The 13,366-nt window shown below is 58.2% G+C and carries 17 protein-coding genes; 10 read left to right on the top strand and 7 right to left on the bottom strand.

What is annotated here, in order from left to right:
* Positions 1-249 precede the first annotated feature (249 nt).
* The 7 genes from KBY08_RS15640 to KBY08_RS15670 all read left to right on the top strand — a co-directional run bounded on the left by KBY08_RS15640 (position 250) and on the right by KBY08_RS15670 (position 7,023).
* A complete protein-coding gene (locus tag KBY08_RS15640; RefSeq protein WP_024661024.1) occupies positions 250-2,337 on the top strand; it encodes an LTA synthase family protein in 2,088 nt (695 codons plus the stop codon).
* 190 nt (positions 2,338-2,527) lie between these two features.
* Positions 2,528-2,764, top strand: coding sequence for a hypothetical protein (locus tag KBY08_RS15645; protein WP_003405762.1), 237 nt, complete (start codon positions 2,528-2,530; stop codon positions 2,762-2,764).
* A gap of 247 nt (positions 2,765-3,011) precedes the next feature.
* Entirely contained in the window at positions 3,012-3,353 is a 342-nt protein-coding gene (locus KBY08_RS15650; protein ID WP_003371555.1) for a ribonuclease E inhibitor RraB, read from the top strand.
* A gap of 83 nt (positions 3,354-3,436) precedes the next feature.
* On the top strand, positions 3,437-3,649 hold the full coding sequence (locus KBY08_RS15655) for a hypothetical protein (RefSeq protein ID WP_162488885.1): 213 nt from the start codon (positions 3,437-3,439) through the stop codon (positions 3,647-3,649).
* Positions 3,650-3,814: 165 nt separating this feature from the next.
* Entirely contained in the window at positions 3,815-5,224 is a 1,410-nt protein-coding gene (locus KBY08_RS15660) for a circularly permuted type 2 ATP-grasp protein (RefSeq protein WP_003371557.1), read from the top strand.
* Positions 5,225-5,236: 12 nt separating this feature from the next.
* Positions 5,237-6,196: an alpha-E domain-containing protein gene (locus KBY08_RS15665; protein WP_003405759.1), complete on the top strand. Its 960-nt coding sequence runs from the start codon at positions 5,237-5,239 to the stop codon at positions 6,194-6,196.
* A complete protein-coding gene (locus tag KBY08_RS15670; protein WP_003371560.1) occupies positions 6,193-7,023 on the top strand; it encodes a transglutaminase family protein in 831 nt (276 codons plus the stop codon). The genes KBY08_RS15665 and KBY08_RS15670 overlap by 4 nt, the downstream gene beginning before the upstream one ends.
* Positions 7,024-7,078: 55 nt before the next feature.
* Here KBY08_RS15670 and KBY08_RS15675 read toward each other — a convergent pair whose 3' ends face one another.
* Entirely contained in the window at positions 7,079-7,450 is a 372-nt protein-coding gene (locus KBY08_RS15675) for a rhodanese-like domain-containing protein (protein WP_011267291.1), read from the bottom strand.
* Between the two features lie 609 nt (positions 7,451-8,059).
* On the opposite strand from KBY08_RS15675, the gene KBY08_RS15680 reads away from it, so the two are divergent.
* On the top strand, positions 8,060-8,788 hold the full coding sequence (locus KBY08_RS15680) for an amidotransferase (protein WP_011267292.1): 729 nt from the start codon (positions 8,060-8,062) through the stop codon (positions 8,786-8,788).
* A gap of 63 nt (positions 8,789-8,851) precedes the next feature.
* Here the strand turns inward: KBY08_RS15680 and KBY08_RS15685 are convergent, their stop codons facing one another.
* The 3 genes from KBY08_RS15685 to KBY08_RS15695 form a co-directional block, all read right to left on the bottom strand.
* Positions 8,852-9,823, bottom strand: coding sequence for a magnesium and cobalt transport protein CorA (locus KBY08_RS15685; RefSeq protein ID WP_024651623.1), 972 nt, complete (start codon positions 9,821-9,823; stop codon positions 8,852-8,854).
* Between the two features lie 123 nt (positions 9,824-9,946).
* On the bottom strand, positions 9,947-10,636 hold the full coding sequence (locus KBY08_RS15690) for a crotonase/enoyl-CoA hydratase family protein (protein ID WP_010427065.1): 690 nt from the start codon (positions 10,634-10,636) through the stop codon (positions 9,947-9,949).
* A 125-nt stretch (positions 10,637-10,761) separates the two neighbouring features.
* Positions 10,762-11,055, bottom strand: coding sequence for a DUF6388 family protein (locus KBY08_RS15695; RefSeq protein ID WP_003396701.1), 294 nt, complete (start codon positions 11,053-11,055; stop codon positions 10,762-10,764).
* A gap of 152 nt (positions 11,056-11,207) precedes the next feature.
* Between KBY08_RS15695 and KBY08_RS15700 the strand changes: the two genes are divergently transcribed.
* Positions 11,208-11,537, top strand: a complete 330-nt coding sequence (locus tag KBY08_RS15700; RefSeq protein ID WP_024641415.1) for an EthD family reductase — start codon at positions 11,208-11,210, stop codon at positions 11,535-11,537.
* A gap of 1 nt (position 11,538) precedes the next feature.
* Here the strand turns inward: KBY08_RS15700 and KBY08_RS15705 are convergent, their stop codons facing one another.
* Positions 11,539-11,958 carry a hypothetical protein gene (locus KBY08_RS15705; protein ID WP_003405745.1) on the bottom strand — a complete coding sequence of 140 codons (420 nt, stop codon included), beginning with the start codon at positions 11,956-11,958 and terminating at the stop codon, positions 11,539-11,541.
* A gap of 150 nt (positions 11,959-12,108) precedes the next feature.
* Between KBY08_RS15705 and KBY08_RS15710 the strand changes: the two genes are divergently transcribed.
* Positions 12,109-12,279, top strand: a complete 171-nt coding sequence (locus KBY08_RS15710) for a DUF6021 family protein (protein WP_003405741.1) — start codon at positions 12,109-12,111, stop codon at positions 12,277-12,279.
* Positions 12,280-12,344: 65 nt separating this feature from the next.
* On the opposite strand, the gene KBY08_RS15715 is transcribed toward KBY08_RS15710, so the two are convergent.
* Positions 12,345-12,713, bottom strand: a complete 369-nt coding sequence (locus KBY08_RS15715; protein ID WP_003405739.1) for a c-type cytochrome — start codon at positions 12,711-12,713, stop codon at positions 12,345-12,347.
* Between the two features lie 66 nt (positions 12,714-12,779).
* Positions 12,780-13,310 (bottom strand): hypothetical protein, encoded by a 531-nt coding sequence (locus KBY08_RS15720; protein ID WP_096103742.1) that lies wholly within the window; start codon positions 13,308-13,310, stop codon positions 12,780-12,782.
* Positions 13,311-13,366 lie beyond the last annotated feature (56 nt).

Genomic DNA, 13,366 nt, shown 5'->3' on the forward strand with positions numbered 1-13,366 from the left:
TCCTCGAGCCGGATTTTCTCGAGCGTGGCCTGTGAGGCTTTATAAGCGCTTAATTCGCGACAGAAATTTCACACGGTCTGTCACAAAATTGCGCGCGAAGCTGAACAGGCACGCGTCTTCATGGGCCGACCTGGCCCCTGGCGACCCGCAATCAAGTAATATCTGCGCCCTGTCGCGCGCCGTCTCCCTCAAGAGGAGGGCGGCGCTGCACTCTGAACCTACCCCTGAATCCACCGGATCCTGACAACCATGGCCAAAACGGACGCCCAGATTCATCGGCAAGCCCGCCTGCAAAACCCCACTGTCAAATCGCATCTGGCGTACATCCTGCTCAGCGGCTTCGCCCTGATGGTGATGTACACGCTGTTGCGTATCGGTCTGCTGGTCTACAACCGCGAGATGATTGGCGACACGCCAGCCTCGACGTTCCTTGAAGCACTGTTCAACGGCACGCGCTTCGACCTGCGCCTGACCATGTACCTGTTGATTCCGCTGGTGCTGTCGCTGTTCAGCGCCCGCGCCATGGCGGCCCGCGGGTTCTTCCGTTTCTGGCTGACCCTGGTCGGCAGCATCACGCTGTTCTTCGGCTTGATGGAAATGGACTTCTACCGTGAGTTTCACCAGCGCCTGAACGGCCTGGTGTTTCAATACGTCAAGGAAGACCCGAAGACTGTTCTGAGTATGCTCTGGTACGGTTTCCCGGTGGTCCGCTACCTGCTGGCATGGGCCGTGGTGACCTGGCTGCTGAGTCTGGTGTTCAAGGGCATTGACCGTGCAACCCGTCCACGTGTCGCTGCAAAAACCAGTCCGCAAGCCACTCGCTCCGTTGCGCCGTGGTATGCGCGCGCCGGTGTATTCGTGCTGGTGTTGCTGGTCATGGTGGTCTGCATCCGTGGCACTTTGCGCCAGGGCCCGCCGCTGCGCTGGGGCGACGCTTACACCACTGATTCCAATTTCGCCAACCAGTTGGGCCTCAACGGCACACTGACGCTGATCACTGCGGCCAAGAGCCGTATGTCCGAAGATCGCGACAACATCTGGAAAGCCACGCTGCCACAGGCCGAGGCCCAGCAGACCGTGCGTGACATGCTGCTGACCCCGAACGACAAGCTGGTCGAGCCGGATATTGCCGCTGTGCGCCGCGACTTCACGCCGCCGGCAGAGAACACCTTGCCGATCCGCAACGTGGTCGTGATCCTGATGGAAAGCTTCGCCGGTCATTCGGTAGGCGCGCTGGGCAACGATGCCAACATCACGCCGTACTTCGACAAGCTGTCCAAGGAAGGCCTGTTGTTCGATCACTTCTTCTCCAACGGTACTCACACCCACCAGGGCATGTTCGCCACCATGGCGTGCTTCCCGAACCTGCCGGGCTTCGAGTACCTGATGCAGACGCCGGAAGGCAGCCACAAGCTGTCGGGTCTGCCGCAATTGCTGAGCACGGGCCGCAACTACGATGACGTCTACGTCTATAACGGCAACTTTGCCTGGGACAACCAGTCGGGTTTCTTCAGCAACCAGGGCATGACCAACTTCGTCGGCCGTGAAGACTTCGTCAATCCGGTGTTCTCCGATCCGACCTGGGGTGTTTCCGACCAGGACATGTTCGACCGTGGCGCGCAGGAGCTCAAGGCCCGTCAGGATGGCAAGCCGTTCTATGCGTTGCTGCAGACCCTGTCCAACCACACGCCGTATGCGCTGCCGGATCCTCTGCCGGTCGAGCGTGTCACCGGACACGGCTCGCTGGACGAGCATTTGACCGCCATGCGTTATGCCGACTGGGCGCTGGGCCAGTTCTTCGAGAAGGCCAAAAAAGAGCCTTACTACAAGAACACGCTGTTTGTGGTGCTGGGTGATCATGGTTTCGGTAACGACAAGCAACTGACCGAAATGGACCTGGGCCGTTTCAACGTGCCTCTGCTGCTGATTGGTCCTGGTGTGCAGGAGAAGTTCGGCCAGCGCAGCAGCACCGTGGGTACGCAGGTCGACGTCGTGCCGACCATCATGGGGCGTCTGGGTGGTCTGAACCGCAACCAGTGCTGGGGCCGCGATCTGCTGAACCTGCCTGAGGGTGACAAGGGCTTCGGCGTGATCAAGCCGTCGGGCAGTGAGCAGGTGGTTGCTATCATCAGCGGCAACCGTATCCTGATCGAACCGACCGAGATGCCTGCCAAGCTGTTGACCTACACCCTTGGCGCCAAGCCGCATGCCGAAGAAGTGCCTGATGCGCCCGACACGCAGGAGCTCAAGCGCAAGCTGGAAAGTTTCCTGCAGACGGCCACCAAGAGCCTTCTGGACAACACGGCAGGTGTAGAAGCCAGCAAGAACCGCAACTGATGACAACTGACTCGTCCGGCTGACCGGCGAGTCGGATCAGTCAAGCGACGAAGGCCCTCGGCATTGACTGCGAGGGTCTTTTTTTTGCCCGGCATGGCTGGCCCCGCGGCGTAATCGGTTGAACGAATACGCGGGCCAAAAGGTCCAGATCACATAAGCCAGAGTGCCTGGCTTCGTACGGGAGGCATTGATGAAACAGTGGGCCATTGTGTATCTGGACAAGGATGGTGTGCAGCAACGCCGCGAGGCTGGTTTTGATCAGCGTCCCAGTGAGGAGGAGGCCGCGCGTTTCCTGCGCAAGGACCTTTACCCGGTCACCGACGAGCTGGATCTGAATGATCTTGATGGGCGCACTGAGGAACCTACCGTGAAGACGCTCAAGGACCATAACAGTGTGCAGATCGTTTCCATTACAGAAGTCGCCTGATCTGCGCTGATCAAAAACCTTTTCGTGGCAACCACTTGGCATCCGGCCCACGATAGGGCTACTCTGCAGATGAGGCTGTTCAGGCAGCCTCTGACATCTCGATACCCGACCGGCGCCAAGCCTGGTCTGGTCAGCTACATGCTTGATTCCCCGCGCCGGATTATCTGTCGTGAGGCGACCTCCGAAGACTCGGCGGTCGCTCTGGAAGAGTTGAAACTCTATCTATCGTTGCATAGGAGGACGTTTCATGAGCACAGCCTATCAAGAGGACATCAGCAGTAATGTACTGCGCCGCATGAAAGAAGGCGGTTTTGACTTCGCACGAATCTATCCCATCGAGTTCTACGCCATCTTCCCGGACGAGGAGCGGGCACGGCAGGCCGCAGAGCAATTTCGCGGCGAATCCCTCAACACTCAGGTAAACGTACGTGATGACGGCCATTGGCACCTGCAATTGAGCAAGGTCATGTACGCGACTTATCACGGCATTGGTGACTTCGAGCAGGACTTCCAGACGGTCATCTCACCTATGGACGGCGAAGTCGAGGGATGGGGCGTTACTCAGGAGATCAGAAGACTGCACGCTTGATGGCTGCGGATTGTCAGGCAATACACCACCGGCTGATTCGGGACACGTCCCGGATCGGCCGGTTCTGTTTCTGGTCCTTGTTCATGAACAGTGGTCAAAAAAAAGCCACTCAAACGAGTGGCGCAAAGGGAAGTCTGTTTAAAATCCGCAGGCATTTCTCGCCTGCTGGACAAAATATCGGTTGCGGCAAAAGCGGCGTTTGGCGCCCTGTTTGCTCGGTTGCTATGGAGTGTGGCGAACTAATGTCGTTGGCGGAAATCAACTCTGACTATGCTGATCATAGATTTCACGGTTGAATGACGCCTCCGAATGAAGCGCGAAAGAATTGGCTTGGGTGTTTAGTGCACAGGAATGGTGCGTGGAACGTCGAGTGGTTACATAACCTTTTGAAATCAAAGCGTTTATGCCGGTGGCACGGGCTTTGCGATGGTCTTGGTGTCCATGGTGACAAGGAGTACGGCATGATCCGCACCTTTTATGACGAGATGTACGATGCGGGCGGCGTAGTCCGTCCGCACTATCGGGAGTTCGCCCGCTGGCTGGGTGATACACCTCCCGAGCTTTTGGCTCAACGCAGGCGCGAAGCTGATCTGCTGTTTCACCGTGCCGGGATCACGTTCACACTCTATGGTGATGAGCAGGGCACCGAGCGGCTTATCCCTTTCGATACCATCCCGCGCAGCATCCCGGCCAGCGAATGGCGGGTTGTCGAGCGTGGCTGCATTCAGCGCGTCAAGGCGCTGAACATGTTTCTGGCGGATCTGTATCACGACCAGCGGATTATCAAGGCCGGGATAATTCCCGCCGAACAGGTGCTGGCCAACGAGCAGTATCAGCTGGCAATGCAGGGCCTGAACCTGCACCGCGATCTGTACTCGCATATTTCCGGCGTCGATCTGGTGCGCGACGGTGACGGCACCTATTACGTGCTGGAAGACAACCTGCGCACCCCGAGCGGCGTGAGTTACATGCTCGAAGACCGCAAGATGATGATGCGCCTGTTCCCGGAGCTGTTTTCCGCGCAGCGCATTGCGCCGATTGACCACTACCCGAATCTGTTGCTCGACACGCTCAAGAGTTCCAGCCATCTGGACAACCCGAGTGTCGTGGTGCTGACGCCTGGCCGCTTCAACAGCGCTTTTTTCGAGCATGCATTTCTGGCTCGCGAGATGGGCGTCGAACTGGTGGAAGGTGCTGATCTGTTTGTCCGCGATGACCGCGTGTTCATGCGCACCACTGATGGCCCGAAAGCCGTTGACGTGATCTATCGTCGTCTCGATGACGCATTTCTCGATCCGCTGGCCTTCAACCCTGACTCGATGCTGGGCGTCCCGGGGCTGCTGTCTGCCTATCGATCCGGCAACGTGGTGCTGGCCAATGCGATTGGTACCGGCGTTGCGGATGACAAGTCGGTTTATCCCTACGTCACCGATATGATTCGCTTCTATCTGGACGAAGAGCCGATTCTCAAGAACGTGCCGACCTGGCAGTGCCGCAAGCCCGAAGAGCTGTCACATGTGCTGGCCAACCTGGGCGACCTGGTCGTCAAGGAAACCCAGGGCTCCGGCGGCTACGGCATGCTGGTCGGCCCCGCAGCGACCGCCGCCGAGATCGAAGCCTTCCGGGCGCGCCTCAAGGCCAAGCCGCATGCGTACATCGCCCAACCCACCTTGTGCCTGTCGACCTGTCCGACCTTTGTCGAGAACGGCATCGCCCCGCGACATATCGATTTGCGCCCGTTTGTTCTGTCCGGTCGTGAAACCCGCGTTGTGCCTGGCGGGCTTACCCGAGTGGCCTTGCGTGAAGGCTCACTGGTGGTCAATTCGTCACAGGGTGGCGGAACCAAAGACACCTGGGTGGTCGAGGATTAAGGATGCCTGCCAATGTTAAGTAGAACTGCCTCTGATCTTTTCTGGATGTCGCGTTACCTGGAGCGAGCGGAGAACCTCGCCCGCATGCTGGACGTGAGCTATTCGCTGTCGCTGATGCCGCAGGACGGGCGGGGCGACGGGCTGGATGAAATAGCCATGCCGTTGCTGATCACCGGAACGCTGGAAACCTATATCGAGCGTCATGGCGAGCTGCATGCCGAGCGCATGCTGCATTTCTTTGCTCTGGACGCCACCAACCCGGCCAGCATCTACAGCTGCCTGGGCGCAGCAAGGGTCAGTGCGCATGCCGTGCGCGGTCGCATCACCGCAGACATGTGGGAGAACATCAACTCCACCTGGCTGGAGATTCGCGGCATCGCCCAGCAGGGGCTGACCCGCTACGGCATGAGCCGTTTCTGCGAATGGGTCAAGGAGCGTTCGCACCTGTTCCGTGGCGCGACCTACGGCACCATCATGCGTAACGATGCGTTCCGCTTCATCCGTCTGGGTACGTTCATCGAGCGCGCCGACAACACCATGCGCATGCTCGATGCCCGCTATGAAATGCTTGAATTACGCGGGCCACAGGCTAACGCTGCGGCGGACAACTCGGCGGCCGGTTATTACCAGTGGAGTGCCTTGTTGCGCGCACTGTCTTCGTTCGAGGCTTACACTGAAGTCTATCGGGATGCGCCAGGCGCGCGTCAGGTTGCCGAACTGTTGCTGCTGCGTGCCGACATTCCGCGTTCGCTACGCGCGTGTCTGGAGGAGATGGACGTCATTCTGGCCAGCCTGCCCGGCGTCAACGGTCGACCTGCGCAGCGCATGGCGGCCGAGATGGACGCGAGATTGCGCTACACCAGCATCGACGAGATTCTGGCTGAAGGCCTGCACGAGTGGTTGAACGAATTCATTCCGCTGCTGGCTCAACTGGGTGATGCCATTCACACTTCGTACCTGGAGGCTGCATGAGACTTTCGATAAGCCATGAGACCACCTATCACTATGATGACCAAGTGCGCTCGAGTATCCAGTATCTGCGTCTGACGCCTCACGACAGTGAACGTCAGCAAGTGCTCAGCTGGCAGTTGACGTTGCCACGTCCGGTGCGCGCGCAGATCGACCCCTTTGGCAATATCCTGCATGTTCTGAGCCTGGAAGAGCCGCACGAAGCGATCATCATTGGCGCGCGCGGGCAGGTTGAAATCGACGAGACCCGCGAGGCCGAGCACGAAAGCCAGTCGGCATTGCCGTTCTTGCGCGTGACCCGACTGACCGAGCCTGACGAGGCGATTCGCAGTTTTGCGGCCATGGAGTGCCGCAAGCGCGCTGACCGCACGGGGTTGATCGACCTGATGCAGGCGCTCAACCAGCACATGACCTACACCCAGGGCGCAACCGAAGTGGACACCAGTGCCGCGCAGGCCTTCGCCGGACGCTCGGGCGTGTGTCAGGACCATACCCACGCGTTTCTTGCCTGTGCCCGCAGCCTTGGGGTACCGGCTCGTTATGTCTCCGGCTATCTGTGCAGCGAAGACAGCGAGCATCTGTCCAGCCACGCCTGGGCCGAGGCCTGGATAGACGACGCCTGGTACAGTTTTGATGTCACCAATCAGCTGGCCATCCCCGAGCGTCACTTGAAACTGGCGGTAGGGCTGGACTATCTGGACGCCTGTCCGGTACGCGGCATGCGGCGCGGCGGCGGGTCCGAGCAGATGCACGCCAAGGTCGTGGTGTCGCCCATGACCGGCACGCCGAAAGTGAAAACCCGCGTGCAGGTCCAGACGCAGCATCAGTAATCCGCAGCGGGTCTGCGCATCATGAAGTGGCCGGGCTCAATTGCCTGGCCATTGTTCATTCGGCGGGGTCGTCGGTGATGTCGTAGAGCGCGTTGTGCAGCTCTTCATAGTTGCCGCCATTGATGACGCTGAAGTAGCCGGCAGCCCGGAGCTTTTCCTGGGCCTTGTCGGCCTTGCTGTCCGTGCTGCTGAAAATCACGAACACCGCATTGCGGTCGGTGAGCACCTGTTTCATCTGATTGACCAGCCGTCGATCATCGACGCGTACCGCGTTCAGTACCGTACCTGCGTCATAGTCGGTCTGGCTACGCACATCCATCGCCAATTTGCCTTCCTTAAGCGCCGCCACGGCTGCAGCCTGATCGACCATCCCCGCGTGTGCTGCGAAACTGCTGACAAGTGCACAAACAGCAATCCATTGGCGCATACATTCAACCTCCCTCAGTGCGAAGGGAAAGAGTGGCACAGATGAACGTTGATCGAAAGCGCGTGGATCAACCAAACAATCGATTCAGGTTAGGCACGATCAATAACAGCGCAGTAGTGAAGAGGATCAATCCCGCCTGACGTATTTTGGAGTGTTTGAACTTGAACATGGCTGACCGCCTTTTGTTGTTATTCCTGAGCGACAAAAGCAGGCCCGATCTGCAAAACAGATAATCGACTGCTGGCAAGGTTGTGCATTGAACAGGTGGGTCCGGTCATTCGACCGCTGGCCCGAGCGCTGAAAGGATTTTGCGCGCCTCCTGTTACAGATATAACCATAGAGCCGAGGTGCCCTATAGTTTAGAACTGTTGGGAATCTAAACGTGTTTATCTAGAATCGAAAGCTATTACCGCGTGGGGCGCTGAATGCTCAGGCCTTTTCTAGACGCTTCGTCGGTGGCCTGCAGTTTTGCACCGTTCGTCCGGGACAGAATTTTCCTACATGGAATAAACGTCTGAAACGGGCCGGGGTGCTGCTTGATTTGCCGAGGTCTTCAAGGCAGGCTCTGCCGGTGCGCTACTGCCTCATTACTGCTTCAGGGTCTCTCTTATGTCTTTACGCATCTGTATTCTGGAAACCGACAATCTGCGACCTGAACTGGTCGAGCAGTATCATGGGTATGGGCGGATGTTCGAATTACTCTTCGCTCGCCAGCCCATCGCCGCAGAGCTGACGGTTTACAACGTGGTGCAAGGGGACTATCCACCTGCAGATGAGCAGTTCGATGCTTACCTGGTGACCGGCAGCAAGGCCGACTCATTTGGCACCGACCCGTGGATTCAGACCTTGAAGGTCTATCTGCTGGAACTGTATCAGCGCGGCGAAAAACTGCTGGGTATCTGCTTCGGTCACCAGTTGCTGGCGTTGCTGCTGGGCGGCAGGACCGAGCGTGCGGTGCAAGGGTGGGGCGTCGGCATTCACCATTATCAACTGGCCCCCGCCAGGCCGTGGATGACGCCGGCGATGGACAAGCTCACGCTGCTGATCAGCCATCAGGATCAGGTCACTGCTCTGCCCGAAAACGCGACGGTGCTTGCGTCCAGCGAGTTCTGCCCGTTTGCGGCCTACCATATCAATGATCAGGTGCTGTGTTTCCAGGGGCATCCCGAGTTCATCCATGACTTTTCCCGCACCTTGCTTGACCTTCGTCAGGAAGCGCTGGGCGAGCAGATTTACAAGCAGGGTGTCGCCAGCCTGGATCACGACCATCATGGCGCGACAGTGGCGGAGTGGATGATGCGCTTCGTGGCGCATAAACCGGAAAAACAGTCCGTCTGACCCGGCGCATGGCGCATTGTCATGCGCTGGCCGGACTGTCTGGATGGGAATGCGGTGGCGGAGTTATAGCCAGCCGGAGCGCTTGAAGCTGGCGAACAGCGCCGTACACCCGCCCAGAATGACACCCAGCACGATGAAGTAGCCGTGTTCCCACTTGAGTTCAGGCATGTTCTCGAAATTCATGCCGTAGATGCCGGCAATGGCCGTCGGGAACGCCAGAATCGCCGCCCAGCCGGCAAACTTGCGCTGCACGATGCTTTGTCGCGAAGACTCCAGCAGCAGGCCGATTTCGATCGTCTGGCTGGCGATGTCACACAGGTTGCCGAGGTCTTCCATCTGCCGCTTGACGTGAATTTCGACATCGCGAAAGTAGGGGCGCATGTTCTTGTCGATGAACGGAAAACTGAGTCTCTGCAATTCTTCGCCCACTTCCACCATGGGTGCCACGTAGCGGCGCATGCGTAACAGGTCGCGGCGCAGGGCATGAATGTGCTGGATGTCGGACTCGCGCAACGAACCACCAATGACGCTCTGCTCCAGTTGCTCGAGCTCGGCGTGGATGGCTTCGGTCACCGGCTGATAGTTCTCGGTCACGAAGTCCAGAAGCGCGTAGAGCACGAAGTCTTCGCCGTGCTCCAGCAGCAGTGGTCTGGCCTCGCAGCGCTGACGCACCAGTCCGTAGGACTTGGAGTGGCCGTTGCGCGAGGTGATGACGTAGCCCTTGCCGGCGAATATATGGGTTTCGATGAACAGCAGCTTGCCGTTGTCGCGTACGGGGGCGTAAGTCACGATGAACAGCGCATCACCGAAGGTTTCCAGCTTCGGACGGCTATGCACCTCCAGCGCGTCTTCAAGGGCCAGCTCATGCAGATTGAACTGATCCTTGAGGCTGGTCAGCTCCGCGTTGGTGGGCTGCTCCAGTCCTATCCAGACGAAATGATCGGGCTTGGCCGCCCAGGCGGCGCCCTCATCGAGGGTGATATCACGGACTTTTTTGCCCTTGCTGTACACCGCTGCTGCAACAACTCGGCCCATGGCGCTATCGCTTCTTCAATTTGTCAGTGGCGCAAAAACATGCGCGGTCGCTGATCAGATTGATCAAATGCGTATGAGTTCGCCGATAAACGAAAGCCCGTTTGCACGGGCTTCGGTTGGGGATCACAGCATGTGCTGTCGATCCTGTTCGATCGCGGCCTCCAGCGTGTCGAGCAAAGCCTTTCTGACCTTGAGTTTGGTCTTCTTGTGCGCGCTCATATTGATCTTCTTCAACTGCCCGGCGACGGCCAGCGCGGTGCTTTGCAGCTCTTCGATGCTGACCACCCGGTCGAGGAAACCGGCGGCCATCGCTGCTTCAGGGTCGAACATCTCGGCGTTGATTACCGAGCGATTGAAAGCCGACTTGCGCAGGCGGTCGCGCGCCAGTTCGATACCGGCGTGGTGCATGGTCATGCCGATCTGCACTTCGTTCAGGCCGATACTGAACGGCCCGGCGACACCGATTCGATAATCGGCGGACAGCAGCAGAAAGGCGCCCTTGGCAACCGCGTGGCCGGGGCAGGCGACGATGATCGGGAAGGGGTGCGACAGCATGCGCCGTGCCAGCGTCGAGCCCTGTGCGACCAGCTCGATCGCGGCCTCGGCGCTGGAGGTCATGACCTTGAGGTCGTAGCCGCCCGACAGAATGCCCGGCTGGCCGGTGAGAATAACGATGGCCCGATCCTTTTCGGCCTGATCCAGTGCGGCGTTGAACGCAACGATCACGTCCGGGGAAATGGCATTGACCTTGCCGTTGTTCAGGGTCAGCGTGGCGACACCGTCGTCCAGATGGTACGAGACCAGATCACTCATGGCGTGATTCCTTTATTGAAGTGAGCAGACGTTACTCATCCATAAGGAACAGGTAAAGCGCTGACTGCCGGGTCACTGAACAGTGTGCCGATCAATGGCTGATTCAGCGCCGACTGCGCTCCGCGTCATGGCTGGATATCGTTGAATCCGCAATACTCTTCCCAGTCCATCCCCAGCGCTTCGGCGACCTGGCGATGGGCTTCAAGGCGCATGCTCTGCAACTGTTCGGGCGACTCGGCAATCAGTTCCAGCGCCAGCTCCCAGGTCTCGATACCCTGGCTCTCGGCTTCGTCTTCGAACGCCCACTGCACTTGCTGCTGTTGCTCCTTGGGGCTCAAGGCGCTGATTTCATCCTTCAGGGTCGGATGGGTCGCGAGGTATTTCGCCAGCGCGGCCTCGTTCCACTCAAGTGTATTCATGCGGTTTTTCCTCAAACGTTTCGATAGCCAGGCTGTCTGTTGAAATAGTCTGGCAAGACGGCGTGATTGTGAGGGAGGAGGCCTTTGGTGTCAGCACTTGCAAGCCGCTGTCCACACGAATTTATTGACCACTTGAACAGGAGCCTGTCGTTATGATCAAAGTCAGCGTGCTGTATGCGTATGAAGAGGGTGCCCGTTTCGACCACGATTACTACCGTGATAAACACATGCCGCTGGTGCAGGAAATGATGGGCAAGTACTGCAAGGGTTACAGCGTGGACCGGGGCATAGGCGGAGCAACGCCAGGCTCGGACCCCGTGTATATAGGCATGTGCCACATTTACTGTGATTCCATTGAAGACTTTGAAGCCGGCATGGGCCCGCATTCAAAGCAGATCAATGCCGATATCATCAACTACACCGACCTGATCCCTGAAATTCAGATCAGCGAAGTGCGTGCCGATGTGAAAACCGCTCTGTAAGTTATCGAGCGGTATCCCGAGAGGCCGCCTGTTTTTTTGAGGACATTCCACCCGATGGATCGAAACACTGACTGTCGTAATGCGGGCTTTGGCACTGCGAAGGAATGTTCGGCGGAGGCGGGCGGTTTCTCTGGAAGGCCTTGTAGCGCTCGGTCTCGATCACCTGCACTCGAGTGCGACCGCCGACCTTCAGGTATTCGGTAGCCTTGAGGTTGGTCTTGTGAACGTAGTCCAGCGGCTCGTCTTCCCATCGCATGTATGACGGCCCCTGGCGTTGCAATGCGCTTTGCGCGTTTTCATCGCACGGGATCGATGCATAACTCACCTTGCCTTGCGGTGATGTGCATTTGAAGATCTCGCCGTACGCTGCGCCGCTGCCCAGCAAAGCGGTCATTGCCAGTGTGATTGAAAGCCTTTTCATGATTCTCTCCTTACATGGCGCAAGGCTACCATTTGCCCTTGACTGCCGCCAGATGCCTCTTTGCAATGTTCCGTTCGTCAGACACATCGCACGGCTGTGTTGAGGGGCTCTCTGAATATCAGGTCCTGAATTCAACAAACGGAGGCGCATATGACCGGCACCCAGCCAGGCAGCAGCAACGGAAACAAGAATGATCCGGGTTTTGACGAGAAGTCACCGAATACCGAAGACCCGCAGATCGACCCTACCGAGCCTGCGAAGACTCCTGCCACCGATAAAGGCAGCAAGGACGATTACCCGCCTTACACGCCGGACAAGTAACTGACAGATTGCCCTCGGTGAGTACCGGGGGCGATTCATATCCGAACCTCGCTTTACCCCGCGTACTACTTGTTGGCGTCAAGGTATTCCAGAAGATCCTCCATTCGCTCATCGTTACCCATCCACCACAGCTTCATGCGGGTGCCAGGTACAACGGCGCTCGGGTCCTTGATATAGGTGCGCAACGCTTCACGCGTCCAGACCAGCCCCGAATTCTTCATCGCGTCGGTGTAAACGTAGCCTTCCTGTTGCCCCGCCTGACGACCAATGATGCCGTTGAGGGGCGGGCCAAATGCGCTGCGTGCAGAGGGGCCGATCTTGTGGCAACCCGAGCAGAGGCGGGTGAACACAGCTTTCCCGGCCTCCGCATCGCCCGCGCCCTTGGCAAGCGCAGGCAGGGTCAGTGCCAATAGGAGTAACGTGGTTTTTTTCATCGATAATCCACAGCGCGTTCTGCCTTGCGCTCAAAAGTGGCAGATTTTAGCGCAATTATCGGCGGATCACTTGCTGGCCGGTATCTGGCTCGACAGTTCGTCGAAGTCGCGCTTGTAACTCGCCATCTCGGCTGCGCTGACAAAGCTCTGTTCAAGGACCACTTTCTTAGCTCCGGACTCGATAGTGTCCAGTTGATGAAGGAAGCGCTTCTTCTTTCTGGCCTCCATCCGTGTACCTGCCGCATCGATAGCCGTGCGTAGCTCTGTTGCCCGCTGGTTTACAAAATCCTGGCCGCGACGGTCAACCGTGAGCCCGTCATTTTCGACATAGCCTTCCAGCCCGGTTTTTTTCAAAACCAGCCACAACGCCTGATCAGGGGTGAACCTACCCTTGAATTTCTTGACCTTTCTGCTGCTGTCCGCGCCCAGGTCGACCGTCACCGGGCAGCCGGATCGATGGGCCAACTGCTGCAAGGCCTCGTCCAGACGTTGCGAAGGCATGTCGTACTCCACCGGCGTCATCTGACACGCAGCGAACGCAGGAGCCGTCGCCAGACACGCAACAGCGAGAAGCAGTTTTTTCAGGGTGTTTTTCATGATTGACGGGTTTCATCCGGGAGGTAGGGCTTGGAAATCGTTTTCTGCATGATGTT

Source organism: Pseudomonas sp. P135, from assembly GCF_020312125.1.
GTDB classification, from domain to species: domain Bacteria; phylum Pseudomonadota; class Gammaproteobacteria; order Pseudomonadales; family Pseudomonadaceae; genus Aquipseudomonas; species Aquipseudomonas fragariae.